At 63.6% G+C, this 26,757-nt stretch carries 28 protein-coding genes and 3 tRNA genes; 26 read left to right on the top strand and 5 right to left on the bottom strand.

Annotation, left to right across the window (positions count from 1 at the left end; genetic code table 11):
- The first annotated feature begins 6 nt into the window (after positions 1-6).
- From astE to BM186_RS06800, 8 genes are all read left to right on the top strand, one after another.
- Positions 7-1,020, top strand: a complete 1,014-nt coding sequence (gene astE, locus BM186_RS06765) for a succinylglutamate desuccinylase (RefSeq protein WP_074914060.1) — start codon at positions 7-9, stop codon at positions 1,018-1,020.
- A gap of 118 nt (positions 1,021-1,138) precedes the next feature.
- The gene (gene ltaE / locus BM186_RS06770; RefSeq protein ID WP_074914061.1) at positions 1,139-2,143 is read left to right on the top strand and encodes a low-specificity L-threonine aldolase; all 1,005 of its coding nucleotides are present in this window, start codon (positions 1,139-1,141) and stop codon (positions 2,141-2,143) included.
- Between the two features lie 123 nt (positions 2,144-2,266).
- On the top strand, positions 2,267-4,891 hold the full coding sequence (gene alaS, locus BM186_RS06775; protein ID WP_074914063.1) for an alanine--tRNA ligase: 2,625 nt from the start codon (positions 2,267-2,269) through the stop codon (positions 4,889-4,891).
- Between the two features lie 102 nt (positions 4,892-4,993).
- Positions 4,994-6,232 (top strand): aspartate kinase, encoded by a 1,239-nt coding sequence (locus tag BM186_RS06780; RefSeq protein WP_072424555.1) that lies wholly within the window; start codon positions 4,994-4,996, stop codon positions 6,230-6,232.
- A gap of 191 nt (positions 6,233-6,423) precedes the next feature.
- On the top strand, positions 6,424-6,609 hold the full coding sequence (gene csrA, locus BM186_RS06785) for a carbon storage regulator CsrA (RefSeq protein WP_003244478.1): 186 nt from the start codon (positions 6,424-6,426) through the stop codon (positions 6,607-6,609).
- Positions 6,610-6,670: 61 nt separating this feature from the next.
- Positions 6,671-6,761: transfer RNA gene (locus BM186_RS06790), tRNA-Ser, on the top strand.
- A gap of 70 nt (positions 6,762-6,831) precedes the next feature.
- Positions 6,832-6,908: transfer RNA gene (locus BM186_RS06795), tRNA-Arg, on the top strand.
- 74 nt (positions 6,909-6,982) lie between these two features.
- Positions 6,983-7,059, top strand: a tRNA-Arg gene (locus BM186_RS06800).
- Positions 7,060-7,102: 43 nt separating this feature from the next.
- Here the strand turns inward: BM186_RS06800 and BM186_RS06805 are convergent.
- Positions 7,103-7,597: a DUF4124 domain-containing protein gene (locus tag BM186_RS06805; RefSeq protein ID WP_074914064.1), complete on the bottom strand. Its 495-nt coding sequence runs from the start codon at positions 7,595-7,597 to the stop codon at positions 7,103-7,105.
- 323 nt (positions 7,598-7,920) lie between these two features.
- Here BM186_RS06805 and mgtE point away from each other — a divergent pair, with 323 nt between their 5' ends.
- Positions 7,921-9,363, top strand: coding sequence for a magnesium transporter (mgtE, locus tag BM186_RS06810; RefSeq protein ID WP_074914065.1), 1,443 nt, complete (start codon positions 7,921-7,923; stop codon positions 9,361-9,363).
- A 6-nt stretch (positions 9,364-9,369) separates the two neighbouring features.
- Here mgtE and BM186_RS06815 read toward each other — a convergent pair whose 3' ends face one another.
- The 3 genes from BM186_RS06815 to BM186_RS06825 all read right to left on the bottom strand — a co-directional run bounded on the left by BM186_RS06815 (position 9,370) and on the right by BM186_RS06825 (position 10,924).
- A complete protein-coding gene (locus BM186_RS06815) occupies positions 9,370-9,831 on the bottom strand; it encodes a nuclear transport factor 2 family protein (RefSeq protein WP_072424558.1) in 462 nt (153 codons plus the stop codon).
- A gap of 29 nt (positions 9,832-9,860) precedes the next feature.
- Positions 9,861-10,127, bottom strand: a complete 267-nt coding sequence (locus BM186_RS06820) for an Atu4866 domain-containing protein (RefSeq protein WP_204378373.1) — start codon at positions 10,125-10,127, stop codon at positions 9,861-9,863.
- A 74-nt stretch (positions 10,128-10,201) separates the two neighbouring features.
- Positions 10,202-10,924: an SDR family oxidoreductase gene (locus tag BM186_RS06825; protein WP_079784091.1), complete on the bottom strand. Its 723-nt coding sequence runs from the start codon at positions 10,922-10,924 to the stop codon at positions 10,202-10,204.
- Positions 10,925-11,099: 175 nt separating this feature from the next.
- On the opposite strand from BM186_RS06825, the gene BM186_RS06830 reads away from it, so the two are divergent.
- From BM186_RS06830 to BM186_RS06845, 4 genes are all read left to right on the top strand, one after another.
- Positions 11,100-11,996: an AraC family transcriptional regulator gene (locus BM186_RS06830; protein ID WP_074914720.1), complete on the top strand. Its 897-nt coding sequence runs from the start codon at positions 11,100-11,102 to the stop codon at positions 11,994-11,996.
- Between the two features lie 201 nt (positions 11,997-12,197).
- Positions 12,198-12,455, top strand: a complete 258-nt coding sequence (locus BM186_RS06835) for an OadG family protein (RefSeq protein ID WP_074914070.1) — start codon at positions 12,198-12,200, stop codon at positions 12,453-12,455.
- A 23-nt stretch (positions 12,456-12,478) separates the two neighbouring features.
- Positions 12,479-14,257, top strand: coding sequence for a sodium-extruding oxaloacetate decarboxylase subunit alpha (oadA, locus tag BM186_RS06840; RefSeq protein WP_074914076.1), 1,779 nt, complete (start codon positions 12,479-12,481; stop codon positions 14,255-14,257).
- 10 nt (positions 14,258-14,267) lie between these two features.
- On the top strand, positions 14,268-15,404 hold the full coding sequence (locus BM186_RS06845; protein WP_074914077.1) for a sodium ion-translocating decarboxylase subunit beta: 1,137 nt from the start codon (positions 14,268-14,270) through the stop codon (positions 15,402-15,404).
- Between the two features lie 78 nt (positions 15,405-15,482).
- Here BM186_RS06845 and BM186_RS06850 read toward each other — a convergent pair whose 3' ends face one another.
- Positions 15,483-15,800 (bottom strand): Arc family DNA-binding protein, encoded by a 318-nt coding sequence (locus tag BM186_RS06850; RefSeq protein WP_013714898.1) that lies wholly within the window; start codon positions 15,798-15,800, stop codon positions 15,483-15,485.
- Positions 15,801-16,192: 392 nt separating this feature from the next.
- On the opposite strand from BM186_RS06850, the gene phnC reads away from it, so the two are divergent.
- From phnC to phnP, 13 genes are all read left to right on the top strand, one after another.
- Positions 16,193-17,017, top strand: coding sequence for a phosphonate ABC transporter ATP-binding protein (phnC, locus tag BM186_RS06855; RefSeq protein WP_072424563.1), 825 nt, complete (start codon positions 16,193-16,195; stop codon positions 17,015-17,017).
- Positions 17,018-17,071: 54 nt separating this feature from the next.
- A complete protein-coding gene (gene phnD, locus BM186_RS06860; RefSeq protein ID WP_074914079.1) occupies positions 17,072-18,073 on the top strand; it encodes a phosphonate ABC transporter substrate-binding protein in 1,002 nt (333 codons plus the stop codon).
- A 63-nt stretch (positions 18,074-18,136) separates the two neighbouring features.
- A complete protein-coding gene (gene phnE, locus BM186_RS06865) occupies positions 18,137-18,928 on the top strand; it encodes a phosphonate ABC transporter, permease protein PhnE (protein WP_074914080.1) in 792 nt (263 codons plus the stop codon).
- Positions 18,929-18,948: 20 nt separating this feature from the next.
- Complete coding sequence (gene phnF / locus BM186_RS06870) at positions 18,949-19,671, top strand: phosphonate metabolism transcriptional regulator PhnF (RefSeq protein WP_083431571.1); 723 nt, start codon at positions 18,949-18,951, stop codon at positions 19,669-19,671.
- Between the two features lie 11 nt (positions 19,672-19,682).
- Positions 19,683-20,132: a phosphonate C-P lyase system protein PhnG gene (gene phnG / locus BM186_RS06875; protein WP_074914083.1), complete on the top strand. Its 450-nt coding sequence runs from the start codon at positions 19,683-19,685 to the stop codon at positions 20,130-20,132.
- Positions 20,132-20,743, top strand: coding sequence for a phosphonate C-P lyase system protein PhnH (gene phnH / locus BM186_RS06880; RefSeq protein WP_074914085.1), 612 nt, complete (start codon positions 20,132-20,134; stop codon positions 20,741-20,743). Before phnG ends, phnH begins: the two co-directional genes overlap by 1 nt.
- A complete protein-coding gene (locus BM186_RS06885; RefSeq protein ID WP_074914086.1) occupies positions 20,743-21,819 on the top strand; it encodes a carbon-phosphorus lyase complex subunit in 1,077 nt (358 codons plus the stop codon). Before phnH ends, BM186_RS06885 begins: the two co-directional genes overlap by 1 nt.
- Positions 21,819-22,688: an alpha-D-ribose 1-methylphosphonate 5-phosphate C-P-lyase PhnJ gene (locus tag BM186_RS06890; protein WP_074914088.1), complete on the top strand. Its 870-nt coding sequence runs from the start codon at positions 21,819-21,821 to the stop codon at positions 22,686-22,688. The genes BM186_RS06885 and BM186_RS06890 overlap by 1 nt, the downstream gene beginning before the upstream one ends.
- Positions 22,685-23,494: a phosphonate C-P lyase system protein PhnK gene (phnK, locus tag BM186_RS06895; protein ID WP_074914089.1), complete on the top strand. Its 810-nt coding sequence runs from the start codon at positions 22,685-22,687 to the stop codon at positions 23,492-23,494. Before BM186_RS06890 ends, phnK begins: the two co-directional genes overlap by 4 nt.
- A gap of 82 nt (positions 23,495-23,576) precedes the next feature.
- The gene (gene phnL / locus BM186_RS06900; RefSeq protein WP_074914090.1) at positions 23,577-24,293 is read left to right on the top strand and encodes a phosphonate C-P lyase system protein PhnL; all 717 of its coding nucleotides are present in this window, start codon (positions 23,577-23,579) and stop codon (positions 24,291-24,293) included.
- Positions 24,283-25,428, top strand: a complete 1,146-nt coding sequence (locus BM186_RS06905) for an alpha-D-ribose 1-methylphosphonate 5-triphosphate diphosphatase (RefSeq protein WP_074914091.1) — start codon at positions 24,283-24,285, stop codon at positions 25,426-25,428. Before phnL ends, BM186_RS06905 begins: the two co-directional genes overlap by 11 nt.
- Entirely contained in the window at positions 25,428-25,985 is a 558-nt protein-coding gene (gene phnN, locus BM186_RS06910) for a phosphonate metabolism protein/1,5-bisphosphokinase (PRPP-forming) PhnN (protein WP_074914092.1), read from the top strand. The genes BM186_RS06905 and phnN overlap by 1 nt, the downstream gene beginning before the upstream one ends.
- Positions 25,976-26,740, top strand: coding sequence for a phosphonate metabolism protein PhnP (gene phnP, locus BM186_RS06915; protein ID WP_074914093.1), 765 nt, complete (start codon positions 25,976-25,978; stop codon positions 26,738-26,740). The genes phnN and phnP overlap by 10 nt, the downstream gene beginning before the upstream one ends.
- Positions 26,741-26,757: the final 17 nt, after the last annotated feature.

Consider the following 26,757-nt stretch of genomic DNA (forward strand, 5'->3'; position numbering starts at 1 on the left):
GTCCCCATGCTTGCCCTCGGCAAACTGCTTGAACTGACCCTGGCCGGCCACGAGCCGTCGGCGAAGATTCAACTGACGCCCGATGGTACGCGTCTGCGCTGGCTCGATGAAGGTGCGCTGGAGGTGACGCCGCCTGCAGCGCGCGACAATGGCCTCGACCTGCTGCTGTCGGCCGGCGTCCACGGCAACGAAACCGCGCCAATCGAGCTGCTCGATCGTCTGTTGCGCGGCATCGCGCGCAATGAACTGCATCCGGCGGCGCGCATTCTCTTTCTGTTCGGCAATCCCGAGGCCATGCGCCGCGGTGAGCGCTATATCGAGCAGGACCTCAATCGTCTGTTCAGTGGGCGTCACGAGCAATCCAGTGGCTTCGAGGCTATTCGCGCCTGCGATCTGGAGCATCTGGCCGCCACCTTTTTCGGCAAGCAAACAGGCCGCACTCGTCTGCATTACGACCTGCACACCGCCATTCGCGGCTCGAAGGTCGAGCAGTTCGCCCTTTATCCCTGGCAGGAAGGTCGCGCTCACTCGCGGCGTGAGCTGGAGCGCCTGCGCGCTGCCGGCATCGAGGCGGTGCTGCTGCAGAACAAGTCTTCGATCACCTTTAGCGCTTACACCTATGCGCAGCTTGGTGCCGAGGCTTTCACCCTGGAGTTGGGCAAGGCGCGCGCCTTCGGTCAGAACGAGTTGGTCAACCTCGACCTGCTGGAGAATGCGCTGCATGCACTGATCGAAGGGCGTGAAGTGATCAGTGGCGAGCCGACGCTTGATGGCTTGCAGCTGTTTTCGGTATCACGTGAGGTCATCAAGCACAGCGACAGCTTCCAGTTGCACCTGCCGGAGGACATTGAAAATTTCACCGAACTGGAGCCCGGTTACCTGCTTGCCGAAGACATCGCCGACAGCCGCTGGATAGTGGAAGAGAAGGGCGCGCGAATCATCTTCCCCAATCCCAAGGTCAAGAACGGTCTGCGCGCCGCCATCCTGATCGTTCCCGACGACGGTGCCGGCTTGCTGTAGCCCGGATTGCATCCGGGCTGCGGTGTCGGCAAGTTGCTTTTATCGCGCAACTGTATCTTTCACCGTCTGGGCGACCTCTTTAGCATGAGTCTTTCGCCAATTGCCGGGAAAGCCTGTCATGCCCCTGATCGACCTGCGTAGCGACACCGTCACCCAACCCACCGTTGCCATGCGCGAAGCCATGATGGCTGCCGAGCTGGGCGATGACGTGTATGGCGAAGACCCCACGGTAAACCGTCTGGAGGCCTGGCTGGCCAATGAGCTGGGCTTCGCGGCGGCGCTGTTCGTCCCCACCGGCACCATGAGCAACCTGCTCGGCCTGATGGCTCATTGCGAGCGGGGTGACGAATACATCGTCGGCCAGCAAGCCCACACCTACAAGTATGAGGGCGGCGGTGCGGCCGTGCTTGGCTCCATCCAGCCGCAGCCGATCGACGGCGAAGCCGACGGCTCGCTGGATCTGGCCAAGGTCGAAGCGGCGATCAAGCAGGACGACTTCCACTTCGCCCGTACCCGCTTGCTGGCTCTGGAAAACACCATGCAGGGCAAGGTGCTGGCGCTCGACTACCTGGCAGCCGCCCGCGAACTCACTCGCCGCCGTGGCCTGAGCCTGCACCTCGATGGCGCCCGCCTGTACAACGCGGCGGTCAAGCTCGGGGTGCCGGCGCGCGACATCACCCGACACTTCGACTCGGTCTCGGTATGCCTGTCCAAGGGCCTCGGTGCGCCGGTCGGTTCGGTGCTCTGTGGCAGCGCTGCGCTGATTGCCAAGGCGCGGCGTCTGCGCAAGATGGTCGGTGGCGGCATGCGTCAGGCCGGGGTGTTGGCGGCGGCGGGGCTGTATGCCCTGCAGCATCAGGTTCAGCGCCTGGCTGAGGATCATGCCAACGCGGAGCGCCTGGGCGCTGCACTGACCGAACTGGGCTACAGCGTCGAGCCGGTGCAGACCAATATGGTCTATGTGCAACTTGGTGAGCGCGCCGGGCAGATCAAGGCCTTCATGGCCGAACGCGGCATCGCCGTCAGTGCCGCGCCGCGCCTGCGTCTGGTCACTCATCTGGATGTCAGCGCTGAGCAGATCGAGCGGGTGATCGAGGCGTTCGCCGCTTTTCGCGCTCAATGATCAAGCAGCCAATACCTAATAGATGTTGGCTATCAACAAGGTACTAGCCGCAAGCGATAGGCCCGATATAATGCGGCCCTTTGCCGGCTTTTGCCGTGGCCGCCTGATTCCGTGGATATCCCTATGAAAAGCGCAGAAATCCGTGAAGCCTTCCTGAGCTTCTTCGAAGAAAAAGGGCACACCCGTGTCGCTTCCAGCTCGCTGATTCCGGCGAACGACCCGACCCTGCTGTTCACCAACGCGGGCATGAACCAGTTCAAGGACTGCTTCCTGGGCCTGGAAAAGCGCGCCTATACCCGCGCCACCACCAGCCAGAAGTGCGTGCGTGCCGGCGGCAAGCACAACGACCTGGAAAACGTTGGCTACACCGCGCGTCACCACACCTTCTTCGAGATGCTGGGCAACTTCAGCTTCGGCGACTATTTCAAGCGTGACGCCATTCATTACGCCTGGGAATTCCTGACCTCCGACAAGTGGCTGAACTTGCCCAAGGAAAAGCTCTGGGTCACCGTCTACGCCACCGATGACGAAGCCTACGAGATCTGGAACAAGGAAATTGGCGTACCGGCCGAGCGCATGATCCGCATCGGCGACAACAAGGGCGCGCCATACGCTTCCGACAACTTCTGGGCAATGGGCGATACCGGCCCGTGCGGCCCGTGCACCGAGATCTTCTTCGACCACGGCGAGCACATCTGGGGCGGCCCACCCGGCAGCCCGGAAGAAGATGGCGACCGCTACATCGAGATCTGGAACAACGTGTTCATGCAGTTCAACCGCACTGCAGACGGCGTGCTGCACCCGCTGCCGGCGCCGAGCGTGGACACCGGCATGGGCCTGGAGCGCATCAGCGCCGTGCTGCAGCATGTGAACTCGAACTACGAGATCGACCTGTTCCAGAACCTGCTGGCCGCCTCGGCCAAGGCCATTGGCTGCAGCAACGAAGGCCAGGCTTCGCTGAAGGTGGTGGCCGACCATATTCGTTCCTGCAGCTTCCTGATCGCCGACGGTGTCACTCCGTCCAACGAAGGCCGTGGCTACGTGCTGCGCCGCATTGTGCGTCGCGCTTGCCGCCACGGTAACAAGCTGGGTGCCAAGGGCAGCTTCTTCTACCAGATCGTCGCCGCCCTGGTGGCCGAGATGGGCGAAGCCTTCCCCGAGCTCAAGCAGCAGCAGGCGCACATCGAGCGCGTGCTGAAGACCGAAGAAGAGCAGTTCGCCAAGACCCTGGAGCAGGGCCTGAAGATCCTCGAGCAGGATCTGGCTGGCTTGAAAGGCTCGGTCATCCCGGGTGATGTGGTGTTCAAGCTGTACGACACCTACGGCTTCCCGGTTGACCTGACCGCCGATATCGCCCGCGAGCGCGAGCTGTCGGTGGACGAGGAAGGCTTCGAGCGTGAGATGGAGGCGCAGCGCGAGCGCGCCCGCTCCGCCAGCGCCTTCGGCATGGATTACAACGCCCTGGTCAAGGTCGACGCCGACACCCGCTTCCTCGGCTACGAAGGCACCAGTGGCAGCGGCAAGATCATTGCCCTGTTCAAGGCCGGTGCTGCGGTCGACAGCCTCGCCGAAGGCGAGGAGGGCGTGGTGGTGCTGGATCAGACTCCGTTCTACGCCGAATCCGGTGGTCAGGTCGGTGACTGCGGTTACCTGGAAAGTGCTGGCGTACGCTTCGACGTGCGCGACACCACCAAGGCCGGCGGCGCCTTCCTGCACCACGGTGTGGTGGCCAAGGGCGGCCTGAGTGTCGGCACCAGCGTCAAGGCTGAAGCCGAAGCCGGCGTGCGTCAGGCCACCGCGCTGAACCACTCTGCTACCCACCTGCTGCACGCCGCGCTGCGTCAGGTGCTGGGCGATCACGTGCAGCAGAAGGGCTCGCTGGTAGACAGTCAGCGCCTGCGCTTCGACTTCAGCCACTTCGAGGCGATCAAGCCCGAGCAGATCAAGCAGCTGGAAGACATCGTCAACGCCGAGATTCGCAAGAACTCCGAGGTCGAGACCGAGGAAACCGACATCGAAACCGCCAAGGCCAAGGGCGCCATGGCGCTGTTCGGCGAGAAGTACGGTGATCAGGTGCGGGTGCTGAGCATGGGCGGCGATTTTTCCGTCGAGCTCTGCGGCGGTACCCATGTATCGCGTACCGGCGACATCGGTCTGTTCAAGATCACCAGCGAAGGCGGCGTGGCCGCTGGCGTGCGTCGTATCGAAGCGGTCACTGGCGCCGCCGCGCTGGCCTGGCTCAATGGCGCCGAGGAGCAGCTCAAGGAAGCCGCTTCTCTGGTCAAGGGCAGCCGCGACAACGTGCTGGACAAGCTCTCGGCCCTGATCGAGCGTAACCGTCAGCTGGAAAAGGAGCTGGAGCAGCTCAAGGCCAAGGCCGCCAGCGCCGCCGGTAACGACCTGGCCGGTTCGGCCGTGGACGTGAAGGGCACCAAGGTGCTGGCTGCGCGTCTCGATGGTCTGGACGGCAAGGCGCTGCTGGCGCTGGTCGACCAGTTGAAGAACAAGCTGGGCAGCGCTGTGATTCTGCTCGGTGGTGTGTTCGACGAGAAGGTGGTGCTGGTCGCTGGTGTGACCCAGGATCTGACCGCCAAGGTCAAGGCCGGTGACCTGATGCGTCAGGCCGCGGCAGCTGTGGGCGGCAAGGGCGGCGGTCGCCCGGACATGGCTCAGGGCGGCGGCGTTGATGCCGGCAAGCTGGATGAAGCCCTGGCTCTGGCCGCTACTCTGGTCGAGCAGGCTTCGTAACGAGCGAGAAAGCGGGGCCCGCAGTGCGTCCGGCGGGCCTTGGCAGTATGACCCGATGCGGGTTTAATGGGCGCCCTTCGAGGAATCAGGCGGCTTTTTGAAATGGCTTTGATCGTACAGAAGTTTGGGGGCACCTCCGTCGGCACCATCGAGCGTATCGCGCAGGTGGCCGACAAGGTGAAGAAGTTCCGCGACAACGGTGACGACATCGTCGTCGTGGTTTCCGCCATGAGCGGCGAAACCAACCGCCTGATCGATCTGGCCAAACAGATCACCGATGGTGAGCCGGTTGCGCGTGAGCTGGATGTCATGGTGTCCACCGGTGAGCAGGTGACCATTGCTCTGCTGGCCATGGCGCTGATCAAGCGCGGCGTGCCGGCGGTGTCCTACACCGGCAACCAGGTGCGCATCCTCACCGACAGCGCGCACAACAAGGCGCGCATTCTGCAGATCGATGACCAGAAGATTCGTACTGATCTCAAGGCCGGTCGCGTCGTCGTCGTCGCCGGCTTCCAGGGTGTCGACGAGCACGGCAACATTACCACCCTCGGTCGTGGTGGTTCCGACACCACTGGTGTGGCTCTGGCGGCGGCGTTGAAAGCCGACGAGTGCCAGATCTACACCGACGTCGATGGTGTCTACACCACCGACCCGCGCGTGGTGCCCAAGGCTCAGCGTCTGGAAAAGATCACCTTCGAAGAGATGCTGGAAATGGCCAGCCTCGGCTCCAAGGTGCTGCAGATTCGTTCGGTGGAGTTCGCCGGCAAGTACAACGTCCCGCTGCGCGTCCTGCACAGCTTTCAGGAGGGGCCGGGCACCCTCATTACCCTTGATGAAGAGGAATCCATGGAACAGCCGATCATTTCCGGCATCGCTTTCAACCGCGACGAAGCCAAGCTGACCATCCGTGGGGTACCGGATATCCCCGGCATCGCCTTCAAGATTCTCGGCCCGATCAGCGCCGCCAACATCGAAGTGGACATGATCGTGCAGAACGTCTCGCACGATAACACCACCGATTTCACCTTCACCGTGCACCGCAACGACTACAACAACGCCCTCGGCGTGCTGCAGAAGACTGCAGACGAGCTGGGCGCCCGTGAAGTGGTCGGCGACACCAATATCGCCAAGGTGTCCATCGTCGGTGTCGGTATGCGCTCCCATGCCGGTGTTGCCAGCCGTATGTTCGAAGCTCTGGCCAAGGAGACCATCAACATCCAGATGATCTCCACCTCCGAGATCAAGGTTTCCGTGGTGATCGAGGAGAAGTATCTGGAGCTGGCGGTACGCGCTCTGCATACCGCTTTCGAGCTGGATGCCCCGGCCCGACAGGGCGAGTGATTCAACTGATTTGAAAGGCGCGGCTGGTTCCGCGCCTTTCGTCTTTTTGACTGGCATGTGGGAACTTTCTTTCTGCGCGCGCTGGTCAATACTTGGGTGGAGGCTTTCAGGCTTGATTTAGCGGGAAGCCGGCACCATTTTCTTTTTGCAGACTGTTGTCCTGAGAAATGTAATCCGTTGAGGAGAAAGGAATGCTGATTCTGACTCGCCGGGTCGGAGAGACCCTGATGGTCGGTGATGATGTGACTGTCACCGTGTTGGGTGTGAAAGGTAACCAGGTGCGCATTGGTGTCAATGCGCCGAAAGAGGTTGCCGTACACCGTGAAGAAATCTACCAGCGCATCCAGAAAGAGAAGGGTGACGAACCAAGCCACTAATTTTTCTACAAATTTTTGTTTGCAAACGGGGAAAACATGTTTATCATGCGCCCCGTGTTGCGGAGAGGTGGCCGAGTGGCCGAAGGCGCTCCCCTGCTAAGGGAGTACACCTCAAAAGGGTGTCGGGGGTTCGAATCCCCCCTTCTCCGCCATTATTCAGCGAGTCAGGCGTAAGCCGGGCTGGCGAATCACCAGAGGTGATCTGGTATAAAAACACCAAACGGACTCATAGCTCAGCTGGATAGAGTACTCGGCTACGAACCGAGCGGTCGGAGGTTCGAATCCTCCTGAGTCCGCCATATTCAATGGCTTGCATCGCTGCAAGCTATTTTGTTTCAACCAGTGGTGATCTGGTCTAAAAGCGCCAAAGTGTGGACTCATAGCTCAGCTGGATAGAGTACTCGGCTACGAACCGAGCGGTCGGAGGTTCGAATCCTCCTGAGTCCGCCATACCCAAAGGGCCTGCAGCGATGCAGGCCCTTTTCTTTGCGCATCATTTCTTCACGCAGCCGGCTTCGTCGAAGCTGACCTGCCGGCTGCTGCCGCCTTTGCGTTTTTCGCGATAGTGATAGCGCTGCTGCCCATTGCTGCTCGTGACTCTGTCCGGCTTGCCCAGGCTGCTTTCCACGTCGGTTCTGCTCATGCCGCGGCGCACTTCCTTGCGGATGATTGCCTGGCGCCTCTCGCTACTGGTCAGCAGGTTGCCGCAGCCATCGTCCTGTTGACCGACGATGACCACCTCGCCACTGCTTGCCGAGGCAGCTGTCGTGCGTCGGCCTGGGTCGGCCAGAGGGATTGGCTTGCCGCTGCTGGGCGTGTGGTTGCGCGCATCCTGCAGATGCTGCTGCTGATCGTCGTTGCAGCCGTGGCGGGTGAAGGTGATATGGCCGTCAGCGTCGACGCAGCGGAACACGCTGGCGGCCGAGCTGTCTGCAATAGGGTAGAGAAGCGCAGCGGCCAGTAGCGCTGCGACGTGCTGTCCTCGCATGAATCGTCCTCCCTGACGTTTGCCTGCTTCAGGTTAGACCTTTTTTTCGCGCTCGCCAGGGTGTCCTGGCGGGGAGCGCTGACGTCGCATAGCCAGGTTTTCATGCGAGATCGAAGTTTGTGATGCAAGCAGTTGTTCTTGCCGCGCTTTTGTCACGTACAAAGCTGTTTTGCGGTGTTATCATTCGCCGCGTCAGCCCCGCCGGGGCTTGTGGAATACCACCATGGACTTACCCAGTAGTTACTCAATACTCCCCTCGCACAATCGTGTAAGACCTGATTGATCCCCTCTGGCGTGCCCGCCAACTGGGGGTGGAGCGCGCTATGACTGAAGTAGAAGCCAAAAAGCCGCAAGAAAGCTTGCAGGATCGCCTGGCCCAGGTGATCGAACTGCTACATCGGCACAAACTGGTCGAAGACCTGACTCATCGTCAGGAAGGCCAGCATCACGACCGGGTCGAGAACCTGGTGCATCGTCAGAATCTCGTCGAGCTGCAGCGCAAGCTCGAAGATCTGCACCCTGCTGACATCGCCCACATCCTCGAAGCCTTGCCGCTCGACGAGCGTCTGACCGTCTGGCAGCTGGTCAAGGCCGAGCGCGATGGCGACATCCTGCTGGAGGTCTCCGACGCGGTACGGGAAACCCTGATCGCCGACATGGACGATCACGAGATTCTCGCTGCGGCCAAGGACCTGGACGCCGACGAACTCGCCGACCTGGCGCCGGAACTGCCGCGCGACGTCGTTCATGAGCTGATGGAATCGCTCGACGCCCAGCAGCGCGAGCGCGTGCGTTCGGCCCTGTCCTACGAAGAGGATCAGGTCGGTGCGCTGATGGACTTCGAGATGGTCACCATCCGCGAGGACGTCAGCCTGGAAGTGGTATTGCGCTACCTGCGCCGCCTGAAAGAGCTACCGGGCCATACCGACAAGCTGTTCGTGGTCGATTACGATGGCGTACTCAAGGGCGTACTACCGATCAAGCGCCTGTTGGTCAACGACCCGGACAAGCAGGTCGGCGAAGTCATGGCCGACGATCCGGTGAGTTTTCACCCGGACGAGGACGGCTACGACGCCGCTCAGGCCTTCGAGCGTTACGACCTGATTTCCGCCCCGGTGGTGGACAAGAACGGCAAGCTGATTGGCCGTCTGACCATCGACGAGATGGTCGACCTGATTCGTGAGGAAAGCGAAAGCGAAGTGCTGAACATGGCCGGTCTGCGCGAGGAGGAAGACATCTTCGCCTCGGTGTGGAAGTCGGTTCGCAACCGCTGGGCCTGGCTGGCGATCAACCTGGTCACCGCATTCCTCGCTTCGCGTGTGATCGGCCTGTTCGAAGGCTCGATCGAGAAGCTGGTGGCGCTGGCGGCGCTGATGCCCATCGTTGCCGGTATCGGCGGCAACTCGGGCAACCAGACCATCACCATGATCGTACGCGCCATGGCGCTGGATCAGGTCAGCACCGGCAATACCAAGCGTCTGGTACGCAAGGAGCTGGGTGTTTCCCTGATCAACGGCATTCTCTGGGGGGGCGTGATCGGCGCCGTCGCCTATGGGCTCTACGGCAGTTGGTCGCTGGGCGTGGTGATGACCGCGGCAATGACGCTGAACCTGTTGTTGGCGGCGCTGATGGGGGTGCTGATCCCCATGACCCTGGCACGCCTGGGGCGCGACCCGGCCATGGGGGCCAGCGTGATGATCACTGCCATGACCGACAGCGGCGGTTTCTTCATCTTCCTGGGGCTGGCGTCGATCTTCCTGCTGTAGGTCCCGTCAGTTCATCAGCTCGACCAGTCGCCAGGTATCGAGAAAGGCCGTGACCCGGGTGATCTGGCCGTTCTCCAGCTGCATGTGCCAGGAGTAACTGTTCTCGTAGCGACTGCCGTCCTTGGCGGTCGCCTGGCCATCCCAGTGCACGACCACGTAAGGCCCTTGCGCCACGATCTGGCGGACGGTGGGTACGATGGGCGTGGCCAGTTTGTCAGTGATGGGTTTGACTGCATCTTCCATGAACGCCTCTCGCGTGCGGTAAGTCCCGGAGTAGGGGCTGCTGCCGGCCACGACCCAGACGGCGTCATCGGCCAGCAACTGGAAGATGCCGCCCTGGCCTGCGCGCCAATCATCGAAGGCTTTCTGAATCAGGGCCTGATTGGCCGCGGTGTTGTCACTTGCCCAGGCCGGGAGGCAGAGGGAGGCGCTCAGTAGCAATACGGCGATGATCTTGTGCATGTTCATGGGCATTTTTCCTTGGCTGATGAATAGCGTTATTCGTCTATTGGGTCGCTTTTGCGGCGCAGTACCATGCCGCCGTGGTAGAGCACGTCGTTGATGAATTCGCCGTCGGCGGTAAACCCGGTGTCGTCGACGTAGTCGATGTGGTTGCCGGTAACGCGGTAGTTGCCCTGGTAGGCGCTTTCGCGATTGCCGCGTGCCTCGTCATAACGGCCGTTGGCCAATAGCTCATGGCGGACATGGCCGTCGTCCGTTACCCACATGCCTACGTAAGGATGCGGGTGCTCGGATTGCGCCATTGCCACGCCGGGTAGCAAGGCGCCGCTGATCAGCAGTACCGCGACGGTGTTCTTCGCTGACATGGTGGTCTCCATCAATGGGGGCTGGCGGTTGGGCGCACGATCAGTTCGCTGACGTCGACGTCATCGGGCTGTTCGACTGCATAGGCCACGGCGCGGGCGATGGCGTCCGGGGTGATGGCGACGCGACGGAAAGCTTGCATCGCCTCGCGCGCACTGGCGTCGGAGATGCTGTCGGCCAGTTCGGACTCGACCACGCCAGGGCAGATGGTGGTGACGCGAATGCGCTCGCTTTCCTGGCGCAGGCCGTCGGAAATCGCCCAGACGGCATATTTGGTGGCGCAGTAGACCGCTGCTGTCGGCGATACGGCGTGGGCGCCGATGGAGGCGATATTGATGACCTGGCCGCGTCCGCGTTCTTCCATGCCTGGCAGTACGGCGGCGATACCGTGCAGCACGCCCCTGATGTTGACGTCGATCATGCGATTCCACTCATCCACTTTCAGGGCATTGAGCGGCGACAGTGGCATGACCCCGGCGTTGTTGATGATAACGTCGACGGGGCCGTGCTGGGCTTCGGCATGCTCGACGAACGCCTGCATGTCGTGTAGCTGGCTGACGTCGAGGGCGCGGCAGGAGGCGTGTTGACCTTGTGCCTGCAGTTCTTCTACCAGTGCCTGCAGGCGCTCGATGCGCCGTGCACCGAGGGCTACGTGATGACCCAGGCTTGCCAGGTGCCTGGCGGTGGCTTCGCCGATGCCGCTGCTGGCGCCGGTGATGAGGATGACTTTGCTCATGTCGGTCTCCATTGCGTTATGGAGCGTCCATGCTAGGCAGGGGCCGGCCGGCTGCTAAGTCTCGTTACTCTTTCGATATTGCCTGTTTCTATTGAATGCTCCCTACAATGCCCGGGTATCGATAACGAGTCGAAAGCGGCGCATGAGCATGAGTCCTGAGAGCATCAAGCGACGTATGGTCGAACTGATGCTGCGTCTGGCCCCCGAGGAGGGGTACACCGCGGCGCAGCTCGATGGGGTGACCTTCATGCGCTCCAATCGCTCGCTGCCGGTTACCCCGGCGTTGTATGAGCCGAGCATCGTGATCGTGATCCAGGGGCGCAAGAGTGGGCTGCACGACGGCAATCTGTATGTTTACGATGCGCAGCACTATCTGGTACTGGCGCTGCCCCTGCCGTTCTCCATCGAAACCGAGGCCAGTGCCGAAGAGCCCATGCTGGGGGTGGCGCTGCGAGTCGACCCGCTGTTGGTGGCCGAGCTGGTCATGGAACTGGAAGAGCCCCAGCCAGCTCACCCGGCAACGCTTTATTCCAGCCCTATGGATGCGCGCCTGAGTGACGCCACGTTGCGCCTGCTGGAGGCCCTGGCTGACCCTGAGGAGGTGCGCCTGCTCGGTCCATCGATTCTGCGTGAGATCGTCTTTCGCGTGCTGCAGGGTGAGCAGGGCAATGGCCTGCGCGCGACCCTGGCGCAGAACAGTCATTTCGGTCGTATCGCGCGCGTCCTGCAGCGGATTCACCGGGATTATCAGCAATCGCTCGATGTGCCTTCGCTGGCCGAAGTCGCCAGCATGAGCGTGCCGACCTTCCATGTGCATTTCAAAGCAATGACCAGCCGTTCACCGCTGCAGTACCTCAAGGCCATTCGCCTGCATCAGGCGCGCCTGTTGATGATCCGCAACGACATGAGTGCGCTCAGCGCTGCACAGCGCGTCGGGTATGAAAGCCCGTCGCAGTTCAATCGGGAGTTCAAGCGTCTGTTCGGGCGTACCCCTGGTGATGAGACACGTCACTTCAAGACCCTGCTGAGGCTGGCTCCCGCCGTTGATACCGCGGCTCGCTCGGCATCCTGAGGCTGCGCTCGCCAGGCCTGTCTGCTTCTTTGGTAGTGGGTGCTGATAGACCACTACATAAATAGCCCGTTCGGCCCTTTTGGCGTTTGCTTCAAACGCTTGTTTCACGCTAAGGTTCGCCAGCTTTGCCCAGGTACTGACTCTGGGCGCTCCTAATCAATAATGAACGCAGCCGCTTAGCTGCTGGCCAAAGGAGCCAAGATGACCCCCAGTGAACTGCTGCTCGAGGGTGTCGAACTCATGCTGTTCGGCATGGGCTTCGTATTTGTCTTTCTGGTGTTGCTGGTGGGTGTGGTCAGTCTGATGTCACGTCTGATCGCGACCTTCGCTCCGCCCGCGCCGACCCCGGCCATTTCTTCTCCAGCGCCTAGTGTCAAGTCGGCCAGCCATGGGCCAGATGCAGAGACACTGGCCGCCATCCAATCCGCTATTGCCCAGCACCGCGCACGCCGCGGTTGATCAGGTTCAGAGGGAGCACCTGTATGACTGCCGTAAAACAAGCACTCGGAATCACCGATGTGGTGCTGCGTGATGCGCATCAGTCGATCCTGGCGACGCGTGTTCGTCTCGAAGACATGCTGCCGATTGCGCCCAAGCTCGATCAGGTCGGCTTCTGGTCGGTGGAGTCCTGGGGCGGCGCGACCTTCGATGCCTGCATTCGTTACCTCGGCGAAGACCCCTGGGAGCGCATCCGCGAACTGAAGAAGGCCATGCCCAACACCCGTCAGCAGATGCTGCTGCGTGGGCAGAACCTGCTCGGCTACCGCCACTACGCCGACGATGTGGTGGAGAAGTTCGTCGAGCGCGCGGCGGTCAACGGCGTCGATGTATTCCGCGTATTCGATGCGATGAACGACCCGCGCAACCTGGAGACCGCACTCAAGGCCGTGAAGAAGCAGGGCAAGCATGCCCAGGGCACCATCTCCTATACCACCAGCCCGGTGCACACCTTGGACATGTGGGTCGATCTGGCCAAGCAGATCGAAGACATGGGCGCCGATTCGGTGGCCATCAAGGACATGGCGGGTATCCTTACCCCGTACACCGCCTTCGAGCTGGTGTCGCGCCTGAAGGCCAACCTGGCAATTCCGATTCACATGCAGTGCCACGCCACGGCGGGGCTGTCGTCGGTGGCCATTCTCAAGGCGGTGGAAGCTGGTATCGACAACGTCGACACCGCGATTTCCTCGCTGTCGATGACCTATGGTCATTCGCCGACCGAGTCGGTGGTGGCCATGTTCCAGGGCACCGAGCGTGACACCGGGCTCAACCTCGAGCTGCTGGAAGAAATCGCCGCGTACTTCCGCGAGGTGCGCAAGAAGTACGCGAAGTTCGAGGGCAACCTCAAGGGTGTCGATTCACGCATCCTGGTCGCCCAGGTGCCAGGCGGCATGCTCACCAATATGGAAAGCCAGCTCAAAGAGCAGGGCGCCCAGGACAAGTTCGACCAGGTGCTGGCCGAGATTCCGCGCGTGCGCGAAGACCTGGGTTTCATCCCGCTGGTGACCCCCACTTCGCAGATCGTCGGCACTCAGGCGGTGATCAATGTGCTCACTGGTGAGCGCTACAAGTCCATCACCAAGGAAACTGCCGGCGTGCTCAAGGGCGAGTACGGCGCCGCGCCCGCGCCGTTCAACGCCGAGCTGCAGGCCCGTGTACTCGATGGCAGCGAGGCCATTACCTGCCGCCCGGCCGACCTGCTCGAGGCCGAAATGGACAAGCTGACCGCCGAGCTCAAGGGCATCGCCCGGGAGAAAGGCATCAAGCTGGCCGCCGACGAGATCGACGACGTGCTGACTTACGCGTTGTTCCCGCAGATCGGCCTGAAATTCCTGGAAAATCGCGGCAACCCGGCGGCCTTCGAGCCGGCACCGACCGGCAAGGAAACTCCGGCTCGCGAGGCCGGCAAGCCCGAGGTCTACACCGTCGAGGTCAATGGCAAATCCTTCGTCGTGCAGGTGAACGAGGGCGGCGATATCGAAGGCATCAAGCCTGTCGGTGGTACAGCGAGCGCCGCACCGGCGGCGGCTCCGGCCGCAGTCGGCGGCGGCGAGCCGCAAGCCGCGCCGCTGGCCGGCAATATCTTCAAGGTGTTGGTGCAGCCGGGCCAGGCCGTGGAGGAGGGGCAACTGGTGATCATCCTCGAAGCGATGAAGATGGAAACCGAGATCCGCGCCTTCAAGGCCGGTACCGTCGGTGCGGTCAACGTCAAGGTCGGCGATGCAGTGGCAGTGGGCGCAAGCCTGCTGACCATCGGCTGAGGGGCGCGTCATGGAAAAGCTCCTCAAGCTCTGGCAGAGCACCGGTCTGTACCATCTGGAGCCCGGTCAGGCGTTCATGATCGCGGTGTGCCTGTTGCTGATCTACCTGGCCATCAAGAAGGGCTTCGAGCCCCTGTTGCTGGTACCCATCGGCTTCGGTGGCCTGCTGTCGAACATCCCGGTGGCCAACATGGCCGAAGGCGCGGGCTTCCTGCATCTGATCTATGAAGTGGGCCTGCCGACCAGTATCTTCCCGCTGCTGATCTTCCTCGGCGTCGGCGCCATGACCGACTTCGGCCCGATGCTGGCCAACCCGAAGACGCTGCTGCTTGGCGCCGCCGCGCAGTTCGGCATCTTCGGCACCTTGCTCGGCGCACTGGCGATCACCGCGCTGGGCATTCCCGGCATGGAGTTCACCCTCAAGGAGGCGGCGTCCATCGCCATCATCGGCGGGGCGGACGGGCCGACCTCGATCTTCGTCACCTCCAAGCTGGCGCCCGACCTGCTCGGCCCAATTGCCGTGGCGGCCTATGCCTACATGGCGCTGGTACCGCTGCTGCAGCCGCCGATCATGCGCGCGCTGACCACCAAGGAAGAGCGCGCCATCGTCATGCAGCAACTGCGTCCGGTGGGGCAGACCGAGAAGATCATCTTCCCCATCGTGCTGTGCATTCTGATCGGTATGCTGCTGCCTGACGCCGCGCCGTTGATCGGCATGTTCGCCCTCGGCAATCTGCTGCGCGAGGCCGGTGTGGTCGAGCGTCTGGCCGATACCTCGCGTAACGCGCTGATCAATATCGTCACCATCTTCCTCGGCCTGACCGTGGGTTCGAAGCTGTCGGCCGAGGCCTTCCTGCAGCTCAAGACCCTGGGCATTCTCATGCTGGGCATGGTGGCGTTTTGCGCGGGCACCGCGGCCGGTGTGCTGATGGCCAAGCTGATGAATGTGTTCAGCACGCACAAGGTCAATCCGCTGATCGGCTCGGCTGGCGTGTCGGCAGTGCCGATGGCGGCTCGGGTATCGAACAAGGTCGGCCTGGAGGCCAATCCGCAGAACTTCCTGCTGATGCATGCCATGGGGCCGAACGTGGCCGGGGTGATAGGCTCGGCCGTGGCGGCGGGGGTGTTGCTCAGTTTCGTTGGCTGATTGGCGCGGAGTTCGCTCCGCGTCTTTTCGTTGCCCATAAAAAAACCGGCTCAAGGCCGGTTTTTTTATGGGCTCGCCTCAGGCTTCTTCGGCGGCCATTTCCACGTCGTGGGCAATCAGAGCGACCAGCGCGTTCTGCTGGCGGCGCGACAACTGACGAAAACGCTGCAGCAATTCACGCTCATGGAGGCTCAGCTCGGGGCTGTCGAGACGCAGGCTGAGATCGTCATCCAGCGCACCTTCCTGCAGCATGCTTTGCTCCAGGCGGGCGATGATTTCCGAATTCATGCTGCGATGATGGTTGCGTGCTACGTCAGCGATACGCTCACGCATGCCATCTGGCAAGCGAACGACAAATTTGTCAGCCGTGCGGCTGGAATAAATAGCCTGTTTCATAGGGCGCTACATTACCGGTTAGTTCAGGGAGCGATACTGGTAGTCAGTGTCGAGATTGTCACCGGTTTGACCGTGTTTCGCACTAGCCGTTCAACCGGTATCGCGTTCTGCGTCATTATGACCCGAGGGTCATCTGAACAGTTCCTTGACGCCAAATACGTGTCGGATTGTGATTCAGGTGGCGGCTTTATGCCAGCACCGATTGTCTGAAATGCGTGGTATTCGGCAGAACTCATCTTGATGCGTCGCTCGAGCATAAAAGTTTCAAGTTTCGGTCACTCAATCGTCATCTCCGGTTCACCGGGCTGACACAGCTTGCGCCTACCTTGGTCTACACCAGAAGGCGCGAGTTAGCTGCCTTCGTATCGACAATGATAGTAGAGGGCCAGCCCATGCGCGCAGCGATTCGAGTCGACCGTCTGAACAAGAGCTTCGGTCGCAAACAGGCGTTGTTCGACCTGGCGCTGTCGGTACAGCCAGGTGAAATGGTGGCCTTGATTGGTGCTTCGGGGTCGGGCAAGTCGACCCTGCTGCGCCATCTCGCCGGCTTGGCGCGCGGCGATGCCGGCAGTATCGAAGTGCTCGGTCGCCAGGTCCAGGCCGACGGTCGCCTCAACGGTGACGTGCGCCGTCAGCGCGCCGATATCGGCTACATCTTCCAGCAGTTCAATCTGGTCGGCCGCCTCAGTGTGATGCAGAACGTGTTGCTCGGCGGTCTGGGGCGCATGCCGCGCTGGCGTGGCAGCCTCAGCCTGTTCAATGCCGATGAAAAACAGCGCGCCATGCAGGCGCTGGAGCGGGTCGGTCTGGCCGAGTTCGCCGCGCAGCGTGCTTCGACCCTCTCCGGGGGGCAGCAGCAACGCGTGGCCATCGCTCGCGCGCTGTGCCAGCAGGCCGAGGTGATTCTCGCCGACGAGCCGATCGCCTCGCTCGACCCGGAGTCGGCACGCAAGGTGATGGAGATTCTTGCCGACATCAACCGCCGCGACGGCAAGACGGTGGTGGTGACGCTGCATCAGGTCGACTACGCGGTGCGCTATTGCCAGCGCGCGGTGGCGCTCAAGGGCGGGCGCATTCATTTCGACGGACCCACCGACAGCTTCAACCCCGATTTCCTCAATGACCTCTACGGCGGCGATCTCGATATCAGCCTGCTGCTGCCGCAAGGGCAGCGCCCACGGGCTGTAGAGCGTCCGCTGACGTTGGCCAAGGCCTGACGTCGCCTTTCTCATTCGAAACAACAACGCCAACCCGCAACAGGAGTGTGCTCCATGTTCAAACGCATCGGCCAGGTGCTGGCTGCCTCTGCGCTCGTCACCGGTTCCCTGCTGGGCTCGGTCCAGGCCGCCGAGGAACTCAACTTCGGCATCATCTCCACCGAGTCCTCGCAGAACCTCAAGGCCATGTGGGACCCCTTCCTGGCTGACATGAGCAAGCAGACCGGGGTGAAGATCAACGCCTTCTTCGCCCCGGACTATGCCGGGATCATCCAGGGCATGCGTTTCGACAAGGTCGACGTGGCCTGGTACGGCAACAAGTCGGCGATGGAAGCGGTGGACCGCGCCGGCGGCGAGATCTTCGCCCAGACCGTAGCGGCCAACGGCGCCCAGGGCTACTACAGCCTGCTGGTGGCGCACAAGGACAGCCCGATCAATTCGGTCGAGGACATGCTCAAGAACGCCAAGAGCCTGACCTTCGCCAACGGCGACCCGAACTCCACTTCCGGTTATCTGGTGCCCGGTTACTACGTGTTCGCCCAGAACAACGCCGACGCCGGCAAGATCTTCAAGCGCTCGCTCAACGGCAGTCATGAGGTCAACGCCTTGTCGGTGGCCAACAAGCAGGTCGATGTCGGCACCTTCAACAGCGAGGGCATGGAACGTCTGGAAGTGACCGCGCCGGACAAGGCCGCGCAGCTCAAGGTGATCTGGACCTCGCCGCTGATCCCGTCCGACCCCATCGTCTGGCGCAAGAACCTGCCGCAGGAAACCCGCGACAAGCTGCGCGACTTCTTCATGACCTACGGTGCCAAGCCGGAGGAGAAGAAGGTGCTCGAAGGTCTGCAGTGGGGCCAGTTCAAGGCTTCCGACAACGATCAGCTGCTGCCGATTCGTCAGCTCGAGCTGTTCAAGAAACGCACCGAAGTGGCCAACAACGACAAGCTCAAGGACTCCGACAAGCAGGCTCAGCTCAAGGAGCTGGACGCCGAGCTGGCCAAGCTGGAGCAGCGTATGGCCGAGCGTGAGAAGCAGGGCGGCGCCAGCGCCGGTTGATCCTGGCAGCCCCTCGGTATCCACCGAGGGGCTGACTGCAGTCGTTTTCCCCGAGATGCCTTGATGACCACTTTGACCACCCATACCCCGACCATCGATAGCAAACGCAGCTGGTTGCAGTTGATCGGCTGGGGCCTGTTCTTCGCCGTACTTGCCTGGTCCTGGCAGGGCGCGGAAATGAACCCGCTGGCGCTGGTGCGCGATGCCGGCAACATGGCCACCTTCGCCGCCGACTTCTTTCCGCCAGATTTCAGCAACTGGCAGCACTACCTCAAGGAAATGGTGGTTACCGTACAGATCGCCCTCTGGGGCACGGTGCTGGCCATCGTCTGCGCCATTCCGCTGGGCATTCTCTGCTCCGAGAACATCGTGCCCTGGTGGGTGTACCAGCCGGTGCGGCGGGTGATGGATGCCTGCCGTTCGATCAACGAAATGGTCTTCGCCATGCTCTTCGTCGTCGCGGTCGGCCTCGGCCCCTTCGCTGGCGTGCTGGCGCTGTTCATCAGCACCACCGGGGTGTTGGCCAAGCTGTTCGCCGAGGCGGTCGAGGCCATCGACCCGGGCCCGGTCGAAGGCGTGCGCGCCACCGGTGCCAGTGCCCTGCAGGAGGTGATCTTCGGCGTCATCCCACAGGTGTTGCCGCTGTGGATCTCCTACTCGCTGTACCGCTTCGAGTCCAACGTGCGCTCGGCCACCGTGGTCGGCATGGTCGGCGCCGGCGGTATCGGAGTGATCCTCTGGGAGGCCATACGCGGCTTCCAGTTCGCCCAGACCTGCGCCCTGCTGATCGTGATCATTCTGGTGGTGAGCGCCATCGACATCCTGTCACAGCGCCTGCGCAAGCTCTTTATCTGAAGGAGGAGGAGGGCGCCTGCGTGCGCCCTTTTCAAACGATGAACTTGTCTAGACAAAGCGAACCGCTGTACCGCGAGCTGGCCGCCGTGTTGCGCGAAGACCTGCAACGCATGAGCCCGGGCGACTACCTGCCGGGCGAGATGCAACTGGCCGCGCGTTTTTCCGTCAACCGCCACACCCTGCGCCGCGCGGTGGACGAGCTGGTGCTCGAAGGCCGCCTGCTGCGCCGCCAGGGCAAGGGCACCCAGGTGCTGGCCAGGCCGCTGGTGTATCCGGTGGAGGCGGGCAGTGCCTTCAGCCAGTCGCTGTCGGCGCTCGGCCACCGGGTCGAGGCGAAACTGATCGAGAAGCTGCGCCGTACCGGCAGCAGCGAGGAGTGCCGCCACCTGCAACTGCCCGACGGCAGCGAGTTGATCGAGCTGACCACCCTGCGTCTGCTCGAGGGCCAGCCGTTGAGCCTGATCCGCCACCGCTTCTGCGCCAGCCTGGCGCCACTGTTGGCCGACTACCAGGGCGGCTCGCTGCGCCAGTACCTGGCCGAGCGCGACCTGCCCCTGGCGCGCACCTTCAGCCTGATTGGCGCGCGTCTGCCAAGCCGCGAAGAGGCCGCGCACCTGCTGATGCCGCGCCATGCGCCGTTGCTCAGCGTACTCACTTTGTCCCGCGATCCCGCTGGCCGGGCGGTGGAGCTGGCGCAGTCCAGCAGCCGCGCCGACCGCTTCCAGTACCAGGTAGCGACCTGATGGAGACCCGCATGAACGAAACCGACCCGAACATTGCCGCGCGACAGCGCTGGATGGGCGTGCTGGCCCGCGCCGGCAATGCCCTCGATAGCCATGAGGCGGCGCTCAAGGACAGCGCCTATCAGCTGATCCGCGCGCCCGAGGTGGGTATGACCCTGGTGCGCGGGCGCATGGGCGGCACCGGCAGCGCCTTCAATCTCGGCGAGATGACCGTGACCCGCTGCGTGGTGCGCCTGGCCGATGGCCGCACCGGCTACAGCTACCTGGCCGGCCGCGACAAGCGCCGCGCCGAACTGGCGGCGCTGGCCGACGCCCACCTGCAGGGCAGCGATCAGGCGCGCTGGCTCAGTGACCTGATCGAACCCCTGGCCCGCCAGCAGCGCGAACAGCGTCTGGCCCGGGCCGCACAGACTGCCACCACCCAGGTGGAGTTCTTCACCCTGGTCAGAGGAGAGGATTGATGACTACGCCGCACAGCTCGCACTGGCTGCAACCGGCTTTCGACGACCCGGTGCTGGATGCCCAGGTCAGCTTCCGCGCGGCCCTCGCAGCCCTGGCCGAACCCGGTCTGGCCCAGCCGATGGCGCGCGCCCACACCTTGGGTGATCTGACGCCGGCCACTTATGGCCTGTGCCTGGCCTTTCTCGACAGCGACACGCCGCTATGGCTGGCGCCGCGCTTCGATACGCCGCTGATTCGCGCCAACCTGGCCTTCCACTGCGGTTGCCCGATCGTTGCCGAACGCGAGATCGCCCTGTTCGCCCTGCTCGATGAGAGCGAGTTGAGCGATCTGTCGGACTTCGACAACGGCAGCGAACGCTACCCGGATCAGTCCTGCACGCTACTGATCCAGTTGGACGATCTGCACGCCGGCCCAGCCCTGCGCTGGCGCGGCCCAGGCATCAAGGACGTGCGCAGCGTCAACCTGCCGCTGCCGGCCTCGTTCTGGCAGCAACGCCAGGCGCGCAGCGCCTTTCCCCGTGGCCTGGACTGCTTCTTCGCCGCTGGCGGCGAAGTCATCGGCCTGCCACGCAGCACCCATGTGCTGATCGAGAACGAGGAGGCCGCCTGATGTATGTCGCCGTCAAGGGTGGCGAACGCGCCATCGACAATGCCCACCAACTGCTGGCCTACCGTCGCCGCGGTGATACCGCCGTCGCCGAACTGGGTGTGGAGCAGGTGCGTCAGCAACTGCCACTGGCCGTGGCCCGCGTCATGAGCGAGGGCTCGCTGTACGACGAGGAACTGGCCGCGCTGGCCATCAAGCAGGCCGCAGGCGACCTGATGGAGGCCATCTTCCTGCTGCGCGCCTACCGCACCACGCTGCCGCGCTTCGGCGCCAGTGAGCCGCTGGATACCACGCAGATGCAACTGGAGCGGCGCATCTCCGCCACCTTCAAGGACCTGCCCGGTGGCCAACTGCTCGGCCCGACCTTCGATTACACCCACCGCCTGCTGGACTTTGCCCTGTTGGCAGAGGGCGACTATCCGGCGCCAGAAGCGGTCGTTACCGATGAGCCCAAGCCTTGTCCGCGGGTGCTGGATTTTCTTGCAAGTGAAGGCCTGATGGCCCGCGAGGCGGACGACGGCGCGCCGGTACCCGATATCACCCGCGAGCCGCTGGCTTTTCCCGCCAGCCGCGCCGAGCGCCTGCAGGCGCTGGCCCGTGGCGACGAGGGCTTCCTGCTGGCGCTGGGTTATTCCACCCAGCGTGGCTACGGGCGCAATCACCCCTTCGCCGGGGAGATCCGCATTGGCGACGTCGAGGTATGGATGACGCCCGCCGAACTGGGTTTCGCCGTGCCGCTGGGCGATATCGAAATCACCGAGTGCGAGATGGTCAACCAGTTCGTCGGGGAAAGCGCCGAGCAGGCGCAGTTCACTCGCGGCTACGGCCTGGCCTTCGGCTACGCCGAGCGCAAGGCCATGGGCATGGCCCTGGTCGACCGCGCGCTGCGTGCCGGCGAGTACGGCGAAGAGGTGCAGGGCCCGGCGCAGGAGGAGGAATTCGTGCTGATGCACTGCGACAACGTCGAGGCCGCCGGCTTCGTTTCGCACCTGAAGTTGCCGCACTACGTCGACTTCCAGGCCGAACTGGAACTGATCCGCAAGCTGCGCCGACAGGCGCCGGCAGAGGAGAACCGCTGATGAACCTTTCCATCGCAAGCGGCGCCCGCGAGGCGTCGGCCTACAACTTCGCCTATCTGGATGAGCAGACCAAACGCATGATCCGCCGTGGCTTGCTCAAGGCGGTAGCGATTCCCGGATATCAGGTGCCTTTCGGCGGTCGAGAAATGCCGCTTCCCTATGGCTGGGGCACCGGCGGCATGCAGCTGACTGCCGCCATTCTCGGTGCAGACGATGTGCTCAAGGTAATCGACCAGGGCGCTGACGACACCACCAACGCGGTGTCGATACGCCGCTTCTTCGCCCGCACCGCCGGCGTCGCCACCACCGAACGCACGGTGGAGGCCAGCGTGATCCAGACCCGCCACCGCATCCCGGAAACGTCGCTGTCGGCCGGGCAAATCATGGTCTATCAGGTGCCTATCCCCGAGCCGCTGCGCTTTATCGAGCCGAGCGAGCAGGAGACGCGGACCATGCATGCGCTGGAGGACTACGGCGTGATGCACGTGAAGCTGTACGAGGACATCGCCACCTTCGGCCATATCGCCACCGCCTACGCCTACCCGGTGACGGTGGACGAGCGCTACGTGATGGACCCGTCGCCGATTCCGAAATTCGACAACCCCAAGCTGGACATGAGTCCGGCGCTGATGCTGTTCGGCGCGGGGCGTGAGAAGCGCCTGTACGCGGTGCCGCCCTTTACCCGGGTGGTCAGCCTGGACTTCGAGGATCACCCCTTCGCGGTCCAGCAGTGGGACGAATGCTGCGCCTTCTGCGGTAGCACGGAATCCTTCCTCGACGAGCTGATCGTCGACGACGCCGGCAGCAAGCGCTACGTCTGCTCCGACACCGACTACTGCCGCCAGCGCACCGAGGAGAACCTGCAATGAGCGCCGCCGAACGTCTTCAACCTGCCGTGGCAGCGGCCGAGCCGCTGTTCTCGGCGCGTGACCTGACCCGCCTGTACGGCCCGGACAAGGGCTGCCAGGGCGTCAGCTTCGACCTCTATCCCGGCGAGGTGCTGGGCATCGTCGGCGAGTCCGGCTCGGGCAAGTCTACCTTGCTCAGCCTGCTCTCCGGGCGCTGTCCGCCGGACCGCGGCACTGTGAGTTATCGCGGCTGTGACGGCCAGTGGCTCGACCTGTACAGCGCCAGCGAGGCCGAGCGGCGCACGCTGCTGCGCACCGAGTGGGGCTTCGTCGAGCAGAACCCGCGTGACGGCCTGCGCATGGCGGTGTCGGCCGGCGCCAACATCGGCGAGCGGTTGATGGCCCAGGGTGTGCGCCACTACGGCGAACTGCGCGCCGCCGGACTCGACTGGCTGAGCCAGGTGGAGATCGACCCGGCGCGTATCGACGATCTGCCACGCACCTTCTCCGGCGGCATGCAGCAGCGCCTGCAGATCGCGCGCAACCTGGTCTCCGCGCCGCGCCTGGTATTCATGGACGAACCCACGGGCGGGTTGGACGTATCAGTGCAGGCGCGCTTGCTCGACCTGCTGCGCGGCCTGGTGCGCGAACTGGATCTGGCGGTGGTGATCGTCACCCACGACCTGGCAGTGGCGCGCCTGCTGGCCGACCGCCTGATGGTGATGCGCCGTTCGAAGGTGGTGGAGGCGGGGCTGACGGATCAGATTCTCGACGATCCGCAGCATCCATATTCGCAGCTGCTGGTGTCGTCGGTGTTGCAGCCCTGATTTCGTCATGTGGGAGGGGCTTTACCTCGACCCCTCTTTGTCGCGGCTAAAGCCCCTCCCACGAACGCAGAGAGTATTGACGATGGAAAATCTGATCGAGGTCAGCGGCCTCAGCAAGACCTTCACCCTGCACCAGCAGAACGGCGTCGTCCTGCAGGTGCTGCGTGACCTGAATTTCGCCGTGCGCGGCGGCGAGTGCCTGGTGCTGCACGGCCAGTCCGGCGCCGGCAAGTCGACCCTGCTGCGCACCCTGTACGGCAACTATCTGGCGGCCGGCGGCAGTATTCGCATCCGTCACCAGGGCGAGCCGGTTGAGCTGGTCGGCGCCGAGCCGCGCCAGGTGCTGGCGGTGCGCCGGCAGAGCCTGGGTTACGTCAGCCAGTTCCTGCGGGTCATCCCGCGCGTCTCTACCCTGGACGTGGTGATGGAGCCGGCGTTGGCCCGCGGCTGGACGCGCAGTGACGCCGAGGCGCGGGCCAAGAGCCTGCTGAGTCGGCTGAATATCCCCGAGGCGCTCTGGCAACTGGCGCCGGGTACCTTCTCCGGTGGCGAGCAGCAGCGCGTCAATATCGCCCGCGGCTTCATGGTCGAGTGGCCGGTGCTGCTGCTCGACGAACCCACCGCCTCGCTGGACGACGCCAACCGCCAGGTGGTGCTGGAGCTGATTCTCGAAGCCAAGGCGGCCGGCAGCGCGCTGATCGGCATCTTCCACGACCGCATCGCCCGCGAGGCGGTGGCCGACCGTTACCTCGACATGAGCGCCGCCGCGGCGCAACCGGAGTACGTCTATGTCGTCTGAACAGATTCTCAGCAACGCCCGTATCGTCACTGCCGAGCGCGAGTTCCTCGGTACCCTGTTGCTGCGTGACGGGCTGATCGCCGCGGTGGACGAGGGCGCCAGTCGCCTGCCGCAGGCCCAGGACCTGGGCGGCGATTACCTGCTGCCGGGGCTGGTGGAGCTGCACACCGACAACCTGGAAAAACACATGAGCCCCAGGCCTGGCGTGGATTGGCCGTCGACCTCGGCGGTGCTGACCCACGATGCGCAGATCGTCGCCGCCGGCATCACCACGGTGTTCGACGCGCTGGCCATCGGCGACATCAACCCGCGTGGCCGGCGCATGCAGCAGTTGCCAGCGATGATCGAGGCCATCGCCGCCAGCGAGGCAGCCGGGCAGACCCGCGCCGAGCACCGCCTGCACCTGCGCTGTGAGCTGTGCCACCCCGATGCCCTGACCATCTACCGTGACCTGGTGGAGCACCCGCTGGTGGCGCTGGTGTCGGTAATGGACCACTCGCCCGGCCAGCGCCAGTTCGCCAAGGTGGAGAAGTACCGCGAGTACTACATGGGCAAGTACCACCTGAGCCCGACGGAGATGGAGGATTTCCTCCAGGAGCAGATCGCCAACTCGCGCCAGTACAGCGACCGCCAGCGCCGCGCCATTGTCGAAGACTGCCACGCCCGCGGCATCTCGGTGGCCAGCCATGACGACGCGACCCTGGCCCACGTGCAGGAGTCGGCCGGCTTCGGCATGGCCATCGCCGAGTTTCCCACCACCCTGGAAGCGGCCAGAGCCAGCCACGAGCTGGGGCTGAAGGTGCTGATGGGGGCACCGAATGTGGTGCGCGGCGGCTCGCACTCCGGCAATATCGCCGCCGCCGAACTGGCGCGCCACGGCGTGCTGGATATCCTCTCCAGCGACTACTACCCGGCCAGCCTGCTGCATGCGGCCTGGCTGCTCGCCGGGCAGGACAACGACTATGATTTGCCTGCGGCCATTGCCACCGTGAGCCGCGCGCCGGCCAGGGCGGTCGGACTGGATGACCGCGGCGAGATCCGCGTCGGTCTGCGCGCCGACCTGGTACAGGCCAGGGCGCATGGCCGGCAGCCGGTGATCCAGCAGGTGTGGCGCCAAGCACGAAGGGTATTCTGATGCAGGGCAGGTTGATCTATCTGATGGGGCCCTCGGGTTCGGGCAAGGACAGCCTGTTGCAAGCCGCGCGTGCGCCGCTGGAGGCGCACGGCTGCCGTTTCGCCCGGCGGGTTATCACCCGTAGCGCGGAGTCGGTAGGTGAGGACGCACTGGGCGTCACCCCGGACGAGTTCGAGCGTCTGCAGGGCGAGGGCGCCTTCGCCCTGAGCTGGCGTGCCAACGGCCTGGCCTACGGCATCCCGCGCGAGATCGACGACTGGCTGAGCGCCGGCCAGGACGTGCTGATCAATGGCTCGCGCGGTCATCTCGAGGCGGCTCGTCAGCGCTATCCGCAGCTGCTGGCGATATTGCTGCAGGTCGACGAAGCGGTGCTGCGCCAGCGCTTGCTGACCCGTGGCCGGGAAACGCCGGAGCAGATCGAGCTGCGCCTGGCGCGCAGCCGCAAGTTGCAGCAGGAGGATAGGGAACGCACTGTCATCCTCGACAACTCCGGCCCCCTGCAACAAACCGTCAGCCGCCTGCTGCATCTGCTCGACGAGGCCCGCCAATGCGCCTGACCCTGCTTGGTACCGGCGATGCCCGTCAGGTGCCCGTGTACAACTGCAGTTGCCCGGCATGCGATGCGGCGCGCGTGTATCCGGCGCGGCGCCGTGGCCCCTGTTGCGCGCTGATCGAATGCGGCGCGCAGCGCTGGCTGATCGACAGCGGCCTGACCGATCTCACCGAGCGCTTCGCGCCGCACAGTCTCAGCGGCATTCTGCAGACCCACTACCACGCCGACCACGCCCAGGGCCTGCTGCACCTGCGCTGGGGGCAGGGCCTGGTGATTCCGGTGCATGGCCCGGATGATCCCGAAGGGCTGGCCGATCTGTACAAGCATCCGGGCATTCTCGACTTCAGCCAGCCATTCGCCGCTTTCGAGCGCCGCCAATTGGGCGAACTGCAGGTCACCGCGCTACCGCTGACCCACTCCAAGCCAACCTTCGGGTATTTGTTCGAGGGGAAGGGGTTCGAAGGGCAGGGCAGGCGTATCGCCTACCTCACCGATACAGTCGGCGTACCCGAGGCCAGCTGTGCCGAGCTCGGGCGTGCGCCGCTGGATCTGCTGGTGCTCGATTGCTCCACCGCCCCGCAACCCGTCGCACCACGCAACCACAACGACCTGACCCGCGCGCTGGAGGTCATCGAGCGGTTGCAGCCGACGCATGCGGTGCTGACCCATATCGGCCATGTCTTCGATACCTGGTTGCTGGAGCACCCCGAGGCGCTGCCGAGTGGCGTCAGCCTGGCCAGCGATGGCCTGGTGTTTTGAACTTGGTGTAACCAAAT

This window comes from Ectopseudomonas toyotomiensis (assembly GCF_900115695.1).
GTDB lineage: Bacteria > Pseudomonadota > Gammaproteobacteria > Pseudomonadales > Pseudomonadaceae > Aquipseudomonas > Aquipseudomonas toyotomiensis.